A 17,221-nucleotide genomic window follows, 5' to 3' on the forward strand; every position below is an offset into this window, starting at 1 on the left:
GCGCCGTTTCTTGTTGCAGCCAGCCTGTCAGGGCCGATTGTTCTGGGCTTTGAGAAGGTCGCGGATTTCGCTCAACAACTCTTCTTCCTTGCTCGGAACCGGCGGCAGTGTCGGGGCGGCGGCCTCTTCGCGCTTCAGTTGGTTGATCGCTTTGATCCCCATGAAAATCGCGAGCGCGACAATGACGAAGTCAATCATGCTCTGGATAAATTTGCCGTAGGCCATCACCACGGCCGGGGCGTTGCCTTCGGCGGCCTTAAGCGTAATGGCCAGATCACTGAAGTCGACCCCGCCGATCAACAGGCCAATGGGCGGCATGACCACGTCACCGACAAACGACGTAACGATCTTGCCGAAGGCCGCGCCGACGATGATACCGACCGCCATGTCGATCACATTACCTTTGACCGCGAAGGCCTTGAACTCACTTATCACGCCCATAGGTTATTTCCTTGTTACAGATGAGGTTGGTGAACGCAGTGTAAATCAGCAAAACGACTCGTGCTCGAAACACCTAATTACAATGCTCGATGTAATTGACCTGTTTGCCGGCAATTAAAAGGCAAAGTGCCAGCAATCGCGCGCAAAATACGCGTTAAGTAACTGATTGGCGACATAAAATTCTGAATCGTCACGTTGCGATATTTCTATTTAAGTTTTACCGCTTCGGTCCCTAGCCTCTGGTCCACGCACTGGGAGTGCGTCTTGAAAACAGAGGAACCTGATATGACTTCGACCATCGGCCCGGGGACTTTTCCCCATCGGCGTACCTTTGGCGTTTTAACCGCCACTCTACTGTCCTTCTCCGTCCATGCTGCAACACTGACCCGCGATAACGGTGCTGCCGTGGGGGATAACCAGAACTCACAAACCGCGGGTGCCACTGGCCCGGTGCTGTTGCAGGACGTGCAACTGATCCAGAAGCTGCAGCGCTTTGACCGTGAGCGCATTCCTGAGCGTGTGGTGCATGCTCGTGGCACCGGGGCCCATGGCACGTTCACCGTGACCAATGACCTGAGCGACCTGACCAAGGCGAAAGTGTTTGCTGGTGGCCAGAGCACACCGGTGTTCGTGCGTTTCTCCGCCGTTGTTCATGGCAACCATTCGCCGGAAACCCTGCGCGACCCTCGCGGTTTCGCCACCAAGTTCTACACCGCCGACGGCAACTGGGACCTGGTGGGCAACAATTTTCCGACCTTCTTCATCCGTGACGCGATCAAGTTTCCAGACATGGTCCATGCGTTTAAACCAGACCCTCGCACCAACCTCGACGATGATTCGCGGCGTTTCGACTTCTTCTCCCATGTCCCGGAAGCCACTCGCACCCTGACCGAGTTGTATTCCAACTCTGGTACTCCCGCCAGTTATCGGGAAATGGATGGCAACGGTGTGCACGCCTACAAGTTAGTTAACGCCAAAGGCGATGTGCACTACGTGAAGTTTCACTGGAAGAGTTTGCAGGGGATTAATAATCTCGATCCAAAGTCCGTGACAGAAGTTCAAGGTAAAGATTACAGTCATATGACAAATGACTTGGTTGCGCATATTAACAAGGGCGATTTTCCGAAGTGGGACTTGTACGTTCAGGTTGTAAAATCACAAGATCTGTACAAGTTTGATTTCGATCCATTGGACGCGACCAAGATCTGGCCCGGAGTTCCTGAACGAAAAGTTGGACAAATGGTCTTGAATCGTAATCCTTCGAATGTCTTCCAGGAAACCGAACAAGTCGCCATGGCCCCCGCCAATCTTGTTCCCGGTATCGAGCCTTCGGAAGATCGCTTATTGCAAGGGCGAGTGTTCTCCTACGCCGATACGCAACTCTATCGTCTGGGCGCCAATGCGCTGCAGTTGCCGATCAATGCGCCAAAAGTTGCCGTGAATAACGGTAATCAGGACGGCGCGATGAACATCGGTCAAAGCAGTACAGGCGTGAATTATCAGCCGAGTCGTCTAATGCCCCGCGAAGAACCGCAAGCCGCGCGCTACAGCCAATCGGCGCTGACGGGCAGCACCCAGCAGGCGAAGATCCAGCGCGAGCAAAACTTCAAGCAGGCTGGTGATCTGTATCGCTCCTTCAGCAAAAAAGAGCGAAATGACCTGATCGAGAGTTTTGGCGGTTCGCTCGCGACAACCGATGACGAGAGCAAGCACATCATCCTGTCGTTCCTCTACAAGGCCGACCCGGAATACGGGACGGGCGTGACCAAGGTGGCCAAGGGTGACCTGAGCCGGGTCAAGGCGCTGGCGGCCAACCTGGTCGACTGACCGCGTTTGCCTGAAAAGCGGGACCTCGGGTGAGGTCCCGTCGAGCCAAGGAGATTGCGATGCGTGATTATCTGTTTCTGGTGCTGGCGTTGCTTTCGACCAGTGCCTTTTCCTCCACAAGTGACGATGCGGCCGCGCTGTCTGCTCAATTGCAGGATTACTACTTCGACGCCGCCCGCCGTGGTGATGTGCCAATGCTCGACACGTTCATCGAGGCTGGATACTCGCTCGATACCCGCGATGGCAAGGGTTATACCGCGCTGATACTGGCGGCTTATCACGGCCAGACCGGCGCAGTCGATCGCTTGCTCGCCGCCGGCGCGGATGCCTGTGCTCAGGATCAGCGAGGCAACACGGCATTGATGGGGGCGATTTTCAAAGGCGAAGTGCAAATCGCCCGGACCTTGTTGTCGGCCGGTTGCAGTCCGGACCAGCGCAACGGCGCGGGGCAGACTGCGGCGATGTACGCCGGATTGTTCAAACGTGCCGAGTTGCTCGATGCACTCAAGGCCAAAGGCGCGGACCTGAACGCCGAAGATCCGTTAGGCAACAGCGCCACGCGTCTGGCCAGCGGCGAAATCCGTACCGCCGCGCCGCGCTGATCGGTGTCAGCTGAGCTATCATCGCGGTTTTTGCCGGGAGTTCAGATGGCCAAGGCCAAGCGCATGTACGGCTGCACCGAGTGTGGCTCAACCTTCCCCAAGTGGGCCGGCCAATGCGGCGAGTGCGGGGCCTGGAACACGCTGACCGAAACCATGGTGGAAAGCGGTGGCGCCGCCGCCCCGAGCGGTCGCACTGGCTGGACCGGTCAGCAGGCCCAGATCAAGACACTGGCCGAAGTCAGTGTCGAAGAAGTACCGCGGTTTTCCACAGCCTCCAGTGAACTCGATCGGGTGCTGGGCGGTGGCCTGGTCGACGGTTCGGTGGTGCTGATCGGCGGTGACCCGGGCATCGGCAAATCGACCATCCTGTTGCAAACCTTGTGCAACCTCGCCAAAAGCATGCCGGCGCTGTACGTCACCGGCGAAGAATCGCAGCAACAAGTGGCCATGCGCGCCCGCCGGCTGGGTTTGCCGCAGGACCAACTGCGGGTGATGACCGAAACCTGCATCGAAACCATCATCGCCACGGCCCGGGTGGAAAAACCCAAGGTCATGGTGATCGACTCGATCCAGACGATCTTCACCGAACAACTGCAATCGGCACCGGGCGGTGTCTCGCAGGTTCGCGAGAGCGCAGCGCTGCTGGTGCGTTATGCCAAGCAAAGCGGCACGGCGATTTTCCTGGTCGGCCACGTGACCAAAGAAGGTGCTCTGGCCGGTCCGCGCGTGCTGGAGCACATGGTCGACACCGTTCTGTATTTCGAAGGCGAATCCGATGGGCGTCTGCGTTTGCTGCGGGCGGTGAAAAACCGTTTTGGCGCAGTTAACGAATTGGGTGTGTTCGGCATGACCGACAAGGGCTTGAAAGAAGTCTCCAATCCCTCGGCGATTTTTCTCACTCGCGCTCAGGAAGAAGTACCGGGCAGTGTGGTCATGGCTACGTGGGAAGGCACACGACCGATGCTGGTGGAAGTCCAGGCCTTGGTGGACGACAGTCATTTGGCCAACCCGCGCCGGGTAACACTGGGGCTGGATCAGAATCGCCTGGCGATGCTGCTCGCGGTTTTACACCGTCATGGCGGCATTCCGACCCACGATCAGGACGTATTCCTCAATGTGGTGGGCGGGGTGAAGGTGCTGGAAACAGCATCAGACCTGGCGTTGATGGCGGCCGTCATGTCCAGTTTGCGTAACCGGCCACTGCCGCATGATCTGTTGGTGTTTGGCGAAGTCGGCCTGTCGGGCGAAGTGCGCCCGGTGCCAAGCGGTCAGGAACGCCTGAAAGAAGCCGCCAAGCACGGCTTCAAGCGCGCCATCGTGCCCAAGGGCAATGCGCCGAAAGAATCACCGCCGGGGTTGCAGATAATTGCAGTGACCCGTCTGGAACAGGCACTGGACGCGTTGTTCGAGTAACCCGCAATTCCTGTAGGAGCCGGGGGTGAATTCAGATCTCGATCAACGCCCCCAGCTCACGTTCCAGCTCTTGCGAGTCTCCCACGTTGAGTTCAATCAACCGCCGCAGGCGTTCAATCGATTCCAGGCTGATGTGTTTGCAGACGAAGCCAAGCTGGCCATGATCATCGTGGGTCAGTTGCACATCCATCTTGATGGCAACGTCATCGGTGAGGTGAATATCGACCAGGAAATGCCACTCTCGATTTCCCAGCCACGGCTCGGGCTTCTCGATCAGCAGTCCCTTGAGCGACAGGTCGATCAGCTTCACCGGCCAGATGTATTCCCCTTGGCTCAACTCGGTTTTGGCATCGAACGCGATACGTTTGAAGCGGCGGCGATCGGCGGCGTGCTCGCTCATGGCGTAATCCTCGAAAAGGTACGCTGACTATAGACCCGCAATATCAAAGCCTGCCAGCGCAGACAGGCGTTTAGACCAATGTTGGGGTATGGCCTTTGCCGTCAGGAGAGCTAAACTCGGGGTGGCTTTCTTTCTTGTCCACTCTGGCTGGAATCATAAAATGAAAAATAATAATAGCCTGCTAAGCCACTTACCCTGGCTGCTGCTGGCAATCGTCGGTGCGTGCGCACTTGGGGTAGTGGCACTGCGCCGCGGAGAGGCAATCAACGCCTTGTGGATTGTGGTCGCGGCGATGGCCATTTATCTGGTTGCGTATCGCTACTACAGTCTGTTCATCGCTAATAATGTGATGCAACTTGACCCGCGACGGGCGACCCCCGCCGTACTCAATAATGATGGTCTGGACTACGTGCCGACCAACAAACACATTCTTTTCGGCCACCACTTCGCGGCCATCGCTGGCGCTGGTCCTCTGGTCGGTCCGGTATTGGCGGCGCAGATGGGTTACCTGCCGGGTACTCTGTGGATAATCGCGGGCGTGGTGCTGGCCGGTTCTGTTCAGGACTTCATGGTGTTGTTCATGTCGACCCGCCGCAACGGTCGGTCCCTGGGCGACATGGTCCGTGAAGAAATGGGCCGCATCCCGGGCACCATCGCACTGTTTGGCTGCTTCCTGATCATGATCATCATCCTCGCGGTGCTGGCACTGATCGTCGTGAAAGCCCTGGCTGAAAGCCCTTGGGGCATTTTCACGGTGATGGCGACCATCCCGATCGCGATGTTCATGGGCATCTACATGCGCTACATCCGCCCGGGCCGCATCGGTGAAATCTCCGTGGTCGGCGTGTTGCTGCTGCTCGGTTCGATCTGGCTGGGCGGGCAGATTGCCGCTGACCCGGTCTGGGCCAAGGCGTTCAGCTTCACCGGCATTCAGATTACCTGGATGTTGATCGGCTACGGTTTTGTGGCCGCCGTGTTACCGGTGTGGCTGATTCTGGCCCCGCGTGACTACCTGTCGACCTTCCTGAAAATCGGCACCATCGTCGCCCTCGCGATCGGCATTCTGGTGACCATGCCCGAGCTGAAAATGCCCGCGCTGACCCAGTTCATCGACGGCACCGGCCCGGTATGGAAGGGCGGTCTGTTCCCGTTCCTGTTCATCACCATCGCCTGTGGCGCGGTCTCGGGTTTCCACGCGCTGATCTCTTCCGGCACCACGCCGAAACTGCTGGATAACGAAACCAACGCCCGTTACATCGGTTACGGCGGCATGCTGATGGAGTCCTTCGTGGCGATCATGGCCATGGTTGCGGCCTCGGTGATCGAACCAGGCGTGTACTTCGCGATGAACAGTCCGGCGGCCGTGGTCGGCGGTGATGTGGTAGCGGTGGCGCAAGCGGTCAGCGGCTGGGGTTTTGCCATTACCCCGGAAGCCCTGCAAGCCGTGGCCCATGACATCGGCGAAACCACCATCCTGGCCCGTGCCGGTGGTGCGCCGACCCTGGCGGTCGGTATCGCGCAGATCCTGCACAGTGTCCTGCCGGGTGAAAACACCATGGCGTTCTGGTACCACTTTGCGATCCTGTTCGAAGCGCTGTTCATCCTGACGGCTGTCGACGCCGGTACCCGTGCCGGTCGTTTCATGCTTCAGGATTTGCTGGGCTCTTTCGTGCCGGCGCTGAAACGTACGGAATCCTGGACCGCCAACCTGATCGCCACCGCCGGTTGTGTAGCGATGTGGGGTTGGTTGCTGTATCAGGGCGTCATCGATCCGTTGGGTGGCATCAACACCTTGTGGCCGCTGTTCGGCATCTCCAACCAGATGCTGGCCGGTATCGCGCTGATGCTCGGCACCGTTGTGCTGATCAAAATGAAACGCCAGCGCTACATCTGGGTGACGTTGGTGCCAGCGGTCTGGCTGCTGATCTGCACCACCACCGCAGGCTTCATCAAGCTGTTCGACGCCAACCCGGCGATCGGCTTTCTGTCGCTGGCCAAGAAGTACAGCGATGCGCTGGCCAACGGTCAGATCCTCGCCCCGGCCAAGGACATCACGCAGATGCAGCACGTGATCTTCAATGCCTACACCAACGCTACGCTGACGGCGCTGTTCCTGTTCGTGGTATTCAGCATCCTGTTCTATGCACTCAAGGTCGGCATTGCCTCCTGGGGTAAAAAAGAGCGCACGGATAAAGAATCGCCATTCCACGCCCTGCCTGACGCGTAATCGAGGATTGCAAACATGTTCAATGACCTGAGTCGTCTCGGTAAATACCTCGGTCAGGCCGCGCGCCTGATGGTCGGCATGCCCGACTACGACACCTACGTCGAGCATATGCAAACCAAACACCCGGACAAACCGGTGATGAGCTACGAGATGTTCTTCCGCGAACGTCAGGAAGCGCGTTACGGTGGCAAGGGTGGGCCGAAGTGCTGTTGATCCGACAGCCAGATTGATGCAACCCCTGTGGGAGCGGGCTTGCCCGCGATGACGGACTATCAGTCAGCATTGATGTTGAATGGTAAATCGCTATCGCGGGCAAGCCCGCTCCCACATTTGTTTTTGTGTTCACTTTTTATTTTATGAAGCAGGAGATTCAGTTTGTCCTCTCCCATCCCCGTCACGATCCTCAGCGGCTTCCTTGGCGCCGGCAAGACCACGCTGTTGCGTCACCTGTTGAAAGCAGAGCACGGCCTGAAAATAGCCGTGATCGAAAACGAATTCAGTGATGCTGGTATTGATACCCAACTGTTGGGCGACGAGCCGGTACAAGTCATGACGCTGTCCAACGGCTGCGTCTGCTGCACCATCCACACCGACCTGACCAAGGCGCTGTACCTGTTGCTCGAACGCCTGGACAGCGGCGACATCGCCTTCGATCGCCTGGTGATCGAATGCACTGGCCTGGCGGACCCGGCTCCGGTGGCGCAAACGTTCTTCATCGACGAAGAACTGCGTGAACGCTACCTCCTCGACGGCATCATCACCCTGGTCGACGCGGCGCATGCCGACACGCACCTGGCTCAAACCATTGCCCAGGCGCAAATCGGTTTCGCAGACCGCTTGCTGGTGAGCAAGCGCGATCTGGTGGATGAGCCGACCTTCAGCGCATTGAGTGAACGCCTGACCCGTATCAACCGGCGTGCGCCGATCCGCGTGGTCGATCACGGCCAGATCGATCTGGCTGAATTGCTCGACGTGCGCGGTTTTAATCTGAATGCCGACCTTGGCGGTGGCGTGAGTCTGCGTCCGGTAAGCAAGGCGCCATCCATCGACCGCATCTCCAGCCTGGTGCTGCGCACCGACAAACCGCTGGATATCGACAAGCTCAGCGAGTTCATGAATGAATTGCTCGAAGAGCATGGCAAGCAACTGCTGCGCTACAAAGGCGTATTGAACATCCTCGGTGAGTCTCGACGCATGGTGTTTCAGGGTGTGCTGAAACTGTATGGTTTCGATTGGGATACCGAGTGGGCAGACGATGAGGCCCGCGAAAGCGTGATCGTGTTCATTGCCGATGACTTGCCGCAAGAGAAGATTCGCGAAGGATTTGCACGGGTGGCAGCGCAGTAGTGTGCAGAATTTGGGTTGTTTTCAGGTGAGGCGGCGGTGATCACCGCCTCACCCCGACTATGCACCTCCCGGTTTTGAGTCGGGAGGGGACGTCCGCCGCCGCTCAACGGTATTGAATGCCTGGATCGTCAGACCTCATCGGGGCTGCTGACGTAAGGGGCATTTCTTTCCAGGATGTGCAGATTGAAAGCCAAGGGGGAATCCCCTTTGTCTGCGACATAAAGATAGGTTGAATCATGCTCTTTGTGTTGATGTAGAAGTCCAGACTCCTTCGGCTGCAGATAAATACTGAGCGATTCACTTTTTATAGTATCAAGGGTCAGCATGTTTCCGCGTTCGTCTCTCAGCGCAAAGACGTTCGAGTCATCAGAAGGGAATGCCCCAAGTAATCCGTTGTCACTCATGCTGAGGCATTTTCCATAATAATCCCCTGCTGTTCGGACATAGAGCCTGTAATGACGCTGCGTATGCCTGAAATAAAGCTGTAGGCGAGGTTTGGCGTCTACCGGGACATCAGGGCGAAAACCAATTAAGTGTGAATCATCCCGGCTTTGACGCTTTCCAGTGAAAAATCCACCGCTGGCAAGTCCTGAGTTGACTATTGCCCGTTTGCCAAGTGCGATGTCCAGGAAATTCAATAACGTTGTTTCTGTGCCAAAGGTTGCGGTGAAAGATAGTTGTCGGTCGGTTTTCATTTCAGGCTGTCCATGCTTGATTTTAGTTCGTCCATGTTGATTTTTTTTCGTTCAATATTGGCAGGTCGGGAGAATGACTCAGAGAGTGCCTCGGGTCAGTATTTCAAGTTTGAAGTCCAGAGGCTGTGCTTTGACTTTGCCTGTACAAACCAGGCCGCCTACCGCTGTATTGCCCCGTACGCTGAGCGTCCGGCCGCCCCGAGTCTGAATCCGGAGTGTCGGAGTGTCGTTGTCGATCTGGTCGAGGGTTATGACGTTTCCGTTTTTATCTAGCAAGTTAAAGGTTGTCTGGTCATGGTCAGGGCGGAAGGCGCTGATGAAGTCTTTGTCTTCATTACTCAGTGCATACTGGTGATACGGGCCGTCAGTGATCAGATAAATTGAGTAATAGTCGTCGATGCAATGAAACTCGAATTTTAGCTGCTTGGGTGCAGTGTTTGCTTTAACGCAAAGATAACTGGATACGTCCATATTGGCTTCGAAAGACCACGTGTCAAAATCAAGTTTTTTGATGCGTGTTGTTTTGCCGTGGGTGATGCCTGGTAAATGCAAGTTGCCATGGCTGGTTGTCATTGTGGCAATAAAGGATCGCTCTTTGTTTTGGCTCATGTTGTTCATTCCCTGTGTGTGGTTTTAATTTGTAAAGTTGGCCGAAGTTGTCGGCTGGTTATTAAGCTAACAGTCGAGGGGCGGGAATGAGTAGTTGTTTTTGGGCTTTGATGTTTCAGTAGTTTTCAATTAGAGAAGTGTCGAAGTTTGCAGGGGTGCAAAAATAACAGGCAAAAAAAACCCGGCTGTCAGGCCGGGTTTATTCAAGCTGCTGCTATCAAGCGCCGTAAACCGGCAACTTCTTGCAGATGGCCTTGACCTTCTCACGAACGGCGTCGATCACCGCTTCGTTGTTCAGGTCAGCCAGGATGTCGCAGATCCAGCCGGCGAGTTCCTTGCACTCGGCTTCCTTGAAGCCGCGAGTGGTCACAGCCGGAGTGCCGAAGCGCAGACCGGAGGTGACGAACGGGGAGCGTGGATCATTTGGTACGGAGTTCTTGTTCACGGTAATGAATGCTTTGCCCAGAGCGGCGTCGGCGTCTTTACCGGAGATTTCCTGCTTGATCAGCGACAGCAGGAACAGGTGGTTTTCAGTACCGCCGGAAACGACGTCGAAACCGCGTTCGATGAACACGCCGGCCATGGCCTTGGCGTTTTTCACCACTTGTTGCTGGTAGGTCTTGAACTCAGGCTGCAGTGCTTCCTTGAAGCAGATCGCTTTAGCGGCGATCACGTGCTCCAGCGGGCCACCTTGGGCGCCCGGGAATACCGCGGAGTTCAGCTTCTTCTCGATGTCGGCATTGGCGCGAGCCAGGATCAGGCCGCCACGTGGACCGCGCAGGGTCTTGTGCGTGGTGGTGGTCACGACGTCAGCGAATGGCACCGGGTTCGGGTAGACGCCAGCGGCGACCAGACCGGCCACGTGGGCCATGTCGACGAACAAGTAGGCGCCAACCTTGTCGGCGATTGCACGGAAGCGCGGGAAGTCGAGGATCTGCGAGTAAGCAGAGAAACCGGCTACGATCATTTTTGGCTTGTGTTCAACCGCCAGGCGCTCGACTTCGTCGTAGTCGATCAGGCCGTTGGCGTCGATGCCGTACTGGATGGCGTTGTACAGCTTGCCGGAGGACGAAACGCTGGCGCCGTGGGTCAGGTGACCACCGTGGGCCAGGCTCATGCCCAGGATGGTGTCGCCAGCCGACAGAAGGGCCAGGTAAACGGCGCTGTTGGCTTGCGAACCGGCGTGCGGCTGAACGTTGGCGTAATCGGCGCCGAACAGTTCTTTTGCACGGTCGATGGCCAACTGCTCAACGACGTCGACGTACTCGCAACCACCGTAGTAGCGCTTGCCCGGGTAGCCTTCGGCGTACTTGTTGGTCAGAACCGAGCCTTGAGCCTCCATCACCGCTGGGCTGGTGTAGTTTTCCGAAGCGATCAGCTCGATGTGTTCTTCCTGGCGCTGAGCTTCTTGCTCCATGGCGGCAAAAAGATCGGCGTCGTACTTGGCAATAGTCAAATCACGGCTGAACATGGCGGTCCTCAAGGATCGGGGGCAGAAAAGGGGGGCATTCTAACCCAACGGGTTTTGGATGGCATATGAAACGACATCATGTCGCAGACAAGTGGGCTTCATGAAGGGATCAGCGGTGATCATGCAGGCCTCATCGCGGGCAAGCCCGCTCCCACAAGTTCTCGGGTGTACATAAAATGCGCGAACACTGAAGATCCACTGTGGGAGCGAGGTTGCTCGCGATAGGGTCATCAGCCTCTCAGCAGGACTTCAGTCGAGCATGAAGAGGGCATCATTGCTGAACTGTGCTTCAAAGCGGCTGGGTGGCATCGGCCGGCCGAACAGATAGCCCTGAACCTCATCGCAACCATGCTCGCGCAGGAAGTCGAGTTGCTCTTGGGTTTCCACGCCCTCGGCGATCACCGCCAGGTTCAGGCTGTGTGCCATGGCGATGATCGCCCGGGCAATTTGCGCATCCTGTTCACCGGACGGCAGGCCATCGACAAACGTGCGGTCGATTTTCAGAACGTCGATCGGGAACTGCTTGAGATAGTTGAGCGATGAGTAGCCGGTGCCGAAGTCATCGACCGCAATGCTCAGACCTAGGTTTTTCAACCCGGCGAGAATCTGCATCGCCTCGCTGACTTCGCGCATCAGGATACTTTCGGTCAGCTCCAGCTCCAGGCACGCCGGCGGCAGGCCGGTTTCCTTGAGGATGGTGGCGATCCGCGTGCCCAACTGGCCGTCGGAGAACTGCCGCGCCGAGATGTTCACCGATACTTTTGGCACGCGGACTTTCGTCTGGTGCCAGGTCTTGAGCTGGCGGCACGCTTCGCCGATGACCCAGTCGCCGACATCCACCACCAGGCCGAGCTCTTCGAGCACCGGAATGAAATCCCCCGGCGGCACCAGCCCGCGTCGTGGATGACTCCAGCGCAACAGGGCTTCGGCACCGGTCAAGCGTTTGCCGTCGCCGCTGAATTGCGGCTGGTAATACAGCACGAATTCGTTCTGTTCCAGGGCGTGTCGCAGATCACTTTCCAGCTCCAGGCGTTCCAGTGCGCTGGCGTTCATGTCCGCCTGATAAAACTGGAAGTTGTTCTTGCCGCGTTCCTTGGCGTGGTACATCGCCGTGTCGGCATTTTTCATCAATTGGCTGAGTTCATTGCCGTCCTGCGGGCTCAGGGCGATGCCGATACTGGCCGTGACGAAGAACTCGCGGCCCTCCAGTACAAAGGGTTTCACCAGGCTGGCCAGAATCTGTTCCGCCACATGGATCGCCCGGTTCAGCGCGATTTCGCGGTTGACCCGGGGTTGCAGCAGCAAGGTGAATTCGTCGCCACCCATGCGAGCCACGGTGTCGTCATCATCGACGCAGCCGAGCAGGCGCGTGGCCATTTCCTTGAGCATGCGGTCGCCGGCGGCGTGGCCGAGGGAATCGTTGATCGGCTTGAAACGGTCGAGGTCGAGGAACATCAGCACCACCCATGACTTCTGCCGGTCCGCCGATTGCAGCGCCGTGTGCAGGCGATCCTGGAACAGCGTGCGGTTGGGAAGATGAGTCAGGGCGTCGTAGTAGGCGAGGCGGTGAATCCGCTGTTCACTGGCCTTGCGCTCGCTGATGTCGCTGAAGAAGCACACATAACTGGCCAGGTCGCCTTCGTCGTCCAGCACCGCCGTGATTCCGACCCAGGCCGGGTAGTGCTCGCCGTTGCGGCGCTTGAGCCAGACTTCGCCTTCCCACGTACTGTTCTGATGCAGTTGCTTGAGCACGTAGCGCAGATGAGCGTCCTGCTGCTCGTCGACAGTCAGCATGTTCGGTAACTGGTCGAGCACTTGTTCCACGGCATAGCCGCTGACGCGACTGAACGCTTCGTTGGCCTGAACGATGTAACCGGCCGGGTCGGTGATCAGAATCGCCGAGGTCGAGTGTTCAAACACCGTGGCCGCCATGCGCAGGTCTTTCTCGGCGCGGCGTTGCTGGCTGATGTCACGACCGACCCCCAGCACGCCTTCAAACGCGCCGTGTTCGTCCCAGACCAGCACCAGTCGCAACTCGATGGGAATCTTGCGGCCATCGGCGCGCAGGCAATCGAACAGGAACAGTTGGGTCTGCACCTGGCTGCGCAACAGTGCCAGTTGCTCGGGTTTATCCAGCGCTTTGCTGACCCGGTCCATCAAGGTGAAGATGCCGGTCAGTTGTTGCGGGTTGGCGACGATCGATTGCCAGCCGTTCTGGAAGATCCACTCTGCGTCATAACCCAGCACGGCTTGCACCGAAGGGCTGACGTAGTTGAGCGACAGTTTGCTGTCGGTGGAGAAAATCACGTCGCTGATGCTTTCGGCGAGCATCCGGTAACGCTGTTCGCTGTCGCGCAACGATTCACTGGCTTCGATCTGATCGGTGATGTCCTTCGCCACCCCGATGATGCGCGTGACCTGATTGTGCTTGTCCCGTGCCAGGGCCTGTTCACGAATCTCGAACCGCCGCCATTTGCCATCGCGATGACGGAAGCGCAGTTGGCACTGCATCAATTGGCTGTAACCCGCCTGACGCTGGATCTGGCGCGAGCGATGGTAGAAATCGGCATCCTCGGGGTGCAGCAGGATTTCCCAGAAATACTCACCCATCTGATGCAGTTCGGTACGGTCGTATCCGAGGGTCTGGCCGAGGTGGTGGTTGCTGAAAATCATCCGCTGGCTGATTACGTCCTGCACGTACAGGTGATCCGGCACGGTGCGCACCACATCGGACCAGAATCCTTCGCGTTCCAGCAGTGACAGCTCGATCAGCTTGCGGCTGGTGATGTCGGTAATGCTCAGGATCACCGCTTTATAGTCGTTCTGATCGACCGGCAGGCGCAGGACCAGCCACAAGTGCTGATCGCGGTCGTTGGCACCCTGCAGTTTGATTTCCAGCTCAAGCTGTCGCTGCTGGTTAAACACCGCTTCGAGCACTTGATTGCCAATGGCCGTGCCGTTCTGTGCATTGCCGTCGATCAACAGGTTCCAGGCCTGCCCGCAAGCATTGACGTTGAGCAGTTGCAGGGCAACCTGGTTGACCTCGGTGATGCGCAACTCCTGAAGCAGTTGCCGGCGTTGTTCCGGGCGCTCAAGCCAGGCCTGCAATTGTTCGTTGCTCTGCAACTGCGCCTTGTCGAAAGCGCCCTTGAGCCCCGATACGTCGAGTACACAGAGTGCAACGCCGGTGCCTTCGAAAATGTCCTGGTAGCGTCGACGCCCCTCATTCAACTGGCGTTGGCGGCGGCGCATGTTCAGCAGCGCAATGAACGGTAGCAGCGAAAACGCCAGGCCCAGCAGGCATTTGCCAATGAACGCCGGCAGCAGCTCTTCGAGCACCCGTTGCCGATCGAACAACCCGCGCATTTGCCAGTCGCTGCTGCTCAACGGCACGGTCAGCACACTGCTGGCCAATTCATCCGGCGTCAGCACGGCTGGCGTGCTGGAGGGCACGGCATCATCGCGGCTGATGATCTGGCGATTAATGCGGTTTTCCACCAGCCACAGCGGACGGATGCCGGCCTCGCTCTGTTTGGTCAGCGTCGAGAAAAAGGTCGGTGTCAGGCGCAGGGCCCAATAGCCTCGGGAGCTGCCGCTGGCTTGATGCAGCAGTAGGTGCACCACCGAACCGTCATCGGCGTTGCTGAAGTAGTGGGCCTGGGCATGACTGCGCCGGACCAGATCACTCAGGTAGTCGGCGTCCTGACTGTCATCGGCGCTGTCGTTGAGGATTTTCCCGGAGGGGCTGAGCAACGCCAGGCTGCGTAGTTCCGGTAATGACTGTTGCAGCTTGCGCAGTAACGCCCGCTGTTCGTCGGCGCTTTGCGGTTGTTCGACGATCGGTAGCAGGTTGAGGGCGATTTGCGCGTTGAGCGCCATGTTCAGGCTGACTTGCGCGGCCAGGTCGGCGGTGTAATCGATGGTGTATTGGCGCTGGTGTTTCTGGGTTTCGCGAAGTTGATCCAGCAACTGCCAGAACAGCAGGGCGAGCAGCAACAGAACGAGTGTCGCCAGCGCGCCTTTCAGGGTTCCGCGCAGGGGCGAGCCGGTCGCAGGACTGGGAGCGCTCACGGAAGCTTGCGGAGTGGCATTAGACAAACTGGAATCCTGCGGTTTGACTGGACTGGCGCGACGTGCACTATAAGCCTGACGCCCGAAGGGCGGCTAGCATGCCTTGAGTTGTGGCTAAGTGCCAGCCCCTGTCGGCTGGACTGCCTTCCGTCAATCAGGTAGCTTTGCCGGTTACGCGGGAGCGTTCCAGCTCCTAGACTCAGACTTTTTCAGCGTGCACGTATTGATCGCCATCAATCGGACGACGCGCACAGTCTGGCCAGGCTTCGCCTGCGCTCCAATCATTCATCTGTCACTGACCCAAGGTTCTCCATGGCTCAATACGTCTTCACCATGCATCGGCTGGGCAAAGTGGTTCCGCCGAAGCGGGAAATCCTGAAAAACATTTCTCTGTCGTTCTTCCCTGGCGCCAAGATCGGCGTACTCGGCCTCAACGGTTCGGGTAAGTCCACGTTGCTGAAAATCATGGCCGGCGTCGACACCGAGTTCGAAGGCGAAGCCCGTCCGATGCCGGAACTGAACATCGGCTACCTGCCACAGGAACCGATCCTGGACCCGACCAAAACCGTGCGTGAAGTGGTTGAGGAAGCGGTCAGCGTGATCAAGAACGCCCAGGCGCGCCTGGACGAGGTCTACGCGGCTTACGCTGAAGAAGATGCCGACTTCGACAAGCTGGCGGCTGAACAGGCCAAGCTCGAAGCCATTCTGCAGGCCAGCGACGGTCACAACCTTGAGCGTCAACTGGAAGTCGCCGCCGATGCGCTGCGCCTGCCAGCATGGGACGCGAAAGTCGAATTCCTGTCCGGTGGTGAAAAGCGTCGCGTGGCCCTGTGCCGCCTGCTGCTGTCCGCTCCGGACATGCTGCTGCTCGACGAACCAACCAACCACCTGGACGCCGATTCCGTCGCCTGGCTGGAGCACTTCCTGCACGATTTCCCGGGTACCGTGGTTGCGATCACGCACGACCGGTACTTCCTGGACAACGTCGCCGGCTGGATCCTCGAACTCGACCGCGGTGCCGGCATCCCGTACGAAGGCAACTATTCGGGTTGGCTTGAAGCCAAGTCCAATCGTCTGGCTGCCGAATCCAAGCAGCAGTCGGCCCACGAAAAAGCCATGAAGGAAGAACTGGAGTGGGTGCGCCAAGGCGCCAAGGCCCGCCAGTCCAAATCCAAGGCTCGTCTGCAACGCTTCGAAGAAATGCAATCGCAGGAATTCCAGAAGCGCAGCGAAACCAACGAGATCTACATCCCGGCCGGTCCGCGCCTGGGCGACAAGGTCATCGAATTCAAGAACGTTTCCAAGGGCTACGGCGATCGCGTGTTGATCGACAACCTGTCGTTCTCCATGCCTAAAGGCGCCATCGTTGGCGTGATCGGCGGTAACGGTGCCGGTAAATCGACCCTGTTCCGCATGCTGATGGGCAAGGAAACGCCGGACTCGGGCAGCATCGAAGTCGGCGAAACCGTGCAACTGGCGTGCGTCGATCAGAGCCGCGAAGACCTGGACGGCAGCAAGACTGTGTTCCAGCAAATCTCCGACGGTTCGGATCAGATCCGCATCGGCAACTACGAGATCCCGTCGCGCACCTACGTCGGTCGCTTCAACTTCAAGGGCGGCGATCAGCAGAAGTTCGTCAAGGACCTGTCCGGTGGTGAGCGCGGTCGCTTGCACCTGGCCCTGACCCTGAAGGAGGGCGGCAACGTCCTGCTGCTCGACGAACCGTCCAACGACCTCGACGTTGAAACCCTGCGTTCCCTGGAAGAAGCACTGCTGGACTTCCCGGGCGCCGCCATTGTGATCTCTCACGATCGATGGTTCCTTGACCGCGTCGCGACGCACATCCTGGCGTACGAAGACGACTCGCAAGCGGTGTTCTTCGAAGGCAACTACACCGAATACGAAGCCGACCGCAAAAAGCGTCTCGGCGAAGCAGCTGCCCAGCCGCATCGTGTACGGCACAAAAAACTGGCCTGATACCGGATCGGTTGCATGAAAAACGGAGCCTTCGGGGCTCCGTTTTTTTATGCGTTTTTCAGTGGGATCGCGGTGAATTCATCGCAGGAAAGCCCGCTCCCACGGGAATGTGGATTGCCCGGGATACGCAAAGCTTCACGG

13 protein-coding genes are annotated in these 17,221 nt (G+C 57.9%); 7 read left to right on the plus strand and 6 right to left on the minus strand.

Annotation, left to right across the window (positions count from 1 at the left end):
• Nucleotides 1–27: 27 nt before the first annotated feature.
• The gene (gene mscL / locus BMS17_RS16040; RefSeq protein ID WP_077431233.1) at nt 28–441 is read right to left on the minus strand and encodes a large-conductance mechanosensitive channel protein MscL; all 414 of its coding nucleotides are present in this window, start codon (nt 439–441) and stop codon (nt 28–30) included.
• Nucleotides 442–726: 285 nt separating this feature from the next.
• On the opposite strand from mscL, the gene katB reads away from it, so the two are divergent.
• Genes katB through radA form a run of 3 tightly spaced genes read left to right on the plus strand, consistent with a single transcriptional unit; the run spans nt 727 to nt 4,283 of the window.
• Complete coding sequence (gene katB, locus BMS17_RS16045; protein WP_077431234.1) at nt 727–2,268, plus strand: catalase KatB; 1,542 nt, start codon at nt 727–729, stop codon at nt 2,266–2,268.
• Nucleotides 2,269–2,327: 59 nt separating this feature from the next.
• The gene (locus BMS17_RS16050) at nt 2,328–2,870 is read left to right on the plus strand and encodes an ankyrin repeat domain-containing protein (protein ID WP_046028602.1); all 543 of its coding nucleotides are present in this window, start codon (nt 2,328–2,330) and stop codon (nt 2,868–2,870) included.
• A gap of 45 nt (nt 2,871–2,915) precedes the next feature.
• Nucleotides 2,916–4,283: a DNA repair protein RadA gene (gene radA, locus BMS17_RS16055; RefSeq protein WP_046028601.1), complete on the plus strand. Its 1,368-nt coding sequence runs from the start codon at nt 2,916–2,918 to the stop codon at nt 4,281–4,283.
• A 31-nt stretch (nt 4,284–4,314) separates the two neighbouring features.
• On the opposite strand, the gene BMS17_RS16060 is transcribed toward radA, so the two are convergent.
• Nucleotides 4,315–4,683: a PilZ domain-containing protein gene (locus BMS17_RS16060; RefSeq protein WP_046028598.1), complete on the minus strand. Its 369-nt coding sequence runs from the start codon at nt 4,681–4,683 to the stop codon at nt 4,315–4,317.
• A gap of 160 nt (nt 4,684–4,843) precedes the next feature.
• Between BMS17_RS16060 and BMS17_RS16065 the strand changes: the two genes are divergently transcribed.
• From BMS17_RS16065 to yjiA, 3 genes are all read left to right on the plus strand, one after another.
• Nucleotides 4,844–6,910: a carbon starvation CstA family protein gene (locus tag BMS17_RS16065; protein WP_077431235.1), complete on the plus strand. Its 2,067-nt coding sequence runs from the start codon at nt 4,844–4,846 to the stop codon at nt 6,908–6,910.
• A 15-nt stretch (nt 6,911–6,925) separates the two neighbouring features.
• The gene (locus BMS17_RS16070; protein WP_003228401.1) at nt 6,926–7,123 is read left to right on the plus strand and encodes a YbdD/YjiX family protein; all 198 of its coding nucleotides are present in this window, start codon (nt 6,926–6,928) and stop codon (nt 7,121–7,123) included.
• Between the two features lie 162 nt (nt 7,124–7,285).
• Entirely contained in the window at nt 7,286–8,257 is a 972-nt protein-coding gene (gene yjiA / locus BMS17_RS16075; protein ID WP_077431236.1) for a GTPase, read from the plus strand.
• A gap of 128 nt (nt 8,258–8,385) precedes the next feature.
• Here yjiA and BMS17_RS29900 read toward each other — a convergent pair whose 3' ends face one another.
• The 4 genes from BMS17_RS29900 to BMS17_RS16095 all read right to left on the minus strand — a co-directional run bounded on the left by BMS17_RS29900 (nt 8,386) and on the right by BMS17_RS16095 (nt 15,130).
• Complete coding sequence (locus BMS17_RS29900; RefSeq protein ID WP_139348093.1) at nt 8,386–8,952, minus strand: hypothetical protein; 567 nt, start codon at nt 8,950–8,952, stop codon at nt 8,386–8,388.
• A 78-nt stretch (nt 8,953–9,030) separates the two neighbouring features.
• The gene (locus tag BMS17_RS16085) at nt 9,031–9,561 is read right to left on the minus strand and encodes a hypothetical protein (protein ID WP_046028590.1); all 531 of its coding nucleotides are present in this window, start codon (nt 9,559–9,561) and stop codon (nt 9,031–9,033) included.
• 217 nt (nt 9,562–9,778) lie between these two features.
• Entirely contained in the window at nt 9,779–11,032 is a 1,254-nt protein-coding gene (gene glyA / locus BMS17_RS16090; RefSeq protein ID WP_046028588.1) for a serine hydroxymethyltransferase, read from the minus strand.
• A 249-nt stretch (nt 11,033–11,281) separates the two neighbouring features.
• The gene (locus tag BMS17_RS16095; protein WP_077431237.1) at nt 11,282–15,130 is read right to left on the minus strand and encodes a bifunctional diguanylate cyclase/phosphodiesterase; all 3,849 of its coding nucleotides are present in this window, start codon (nt 15,128–15,130) and stop codon (nt 11,282–11,284) included.
• 285 nt (nt 15,131–15,415) lie between these two features.
• Here BMS17_RS16095 and ettA point away from each other — a divergent pair, with 285 nt between their 5' ends.
• Complete coding sequence (ettA, locus tag BMS17_RS16100) at nt 15,416–17,080, plus strand: energy-dependent translational throttle protein EttA (protein ID WP_046028585.1); 1,665 nt, start codon at nt 15,416–15,418, stop codon at nt 17,078–17,080.
• The last annotated feature ends 141 nt before the right edge of the window (nt 17,081–17,221 follow it).

The organism is Pseudomonas sp. C9 (assembly GCF_002000165.1).
In the GTDB taxonomy this organism is placed as follows: Bacteria; Pseudomonadota; Gammaproteobacteria; order Pseudomonadales; family Pseudomonadaceae; genus Aquipseudomonas.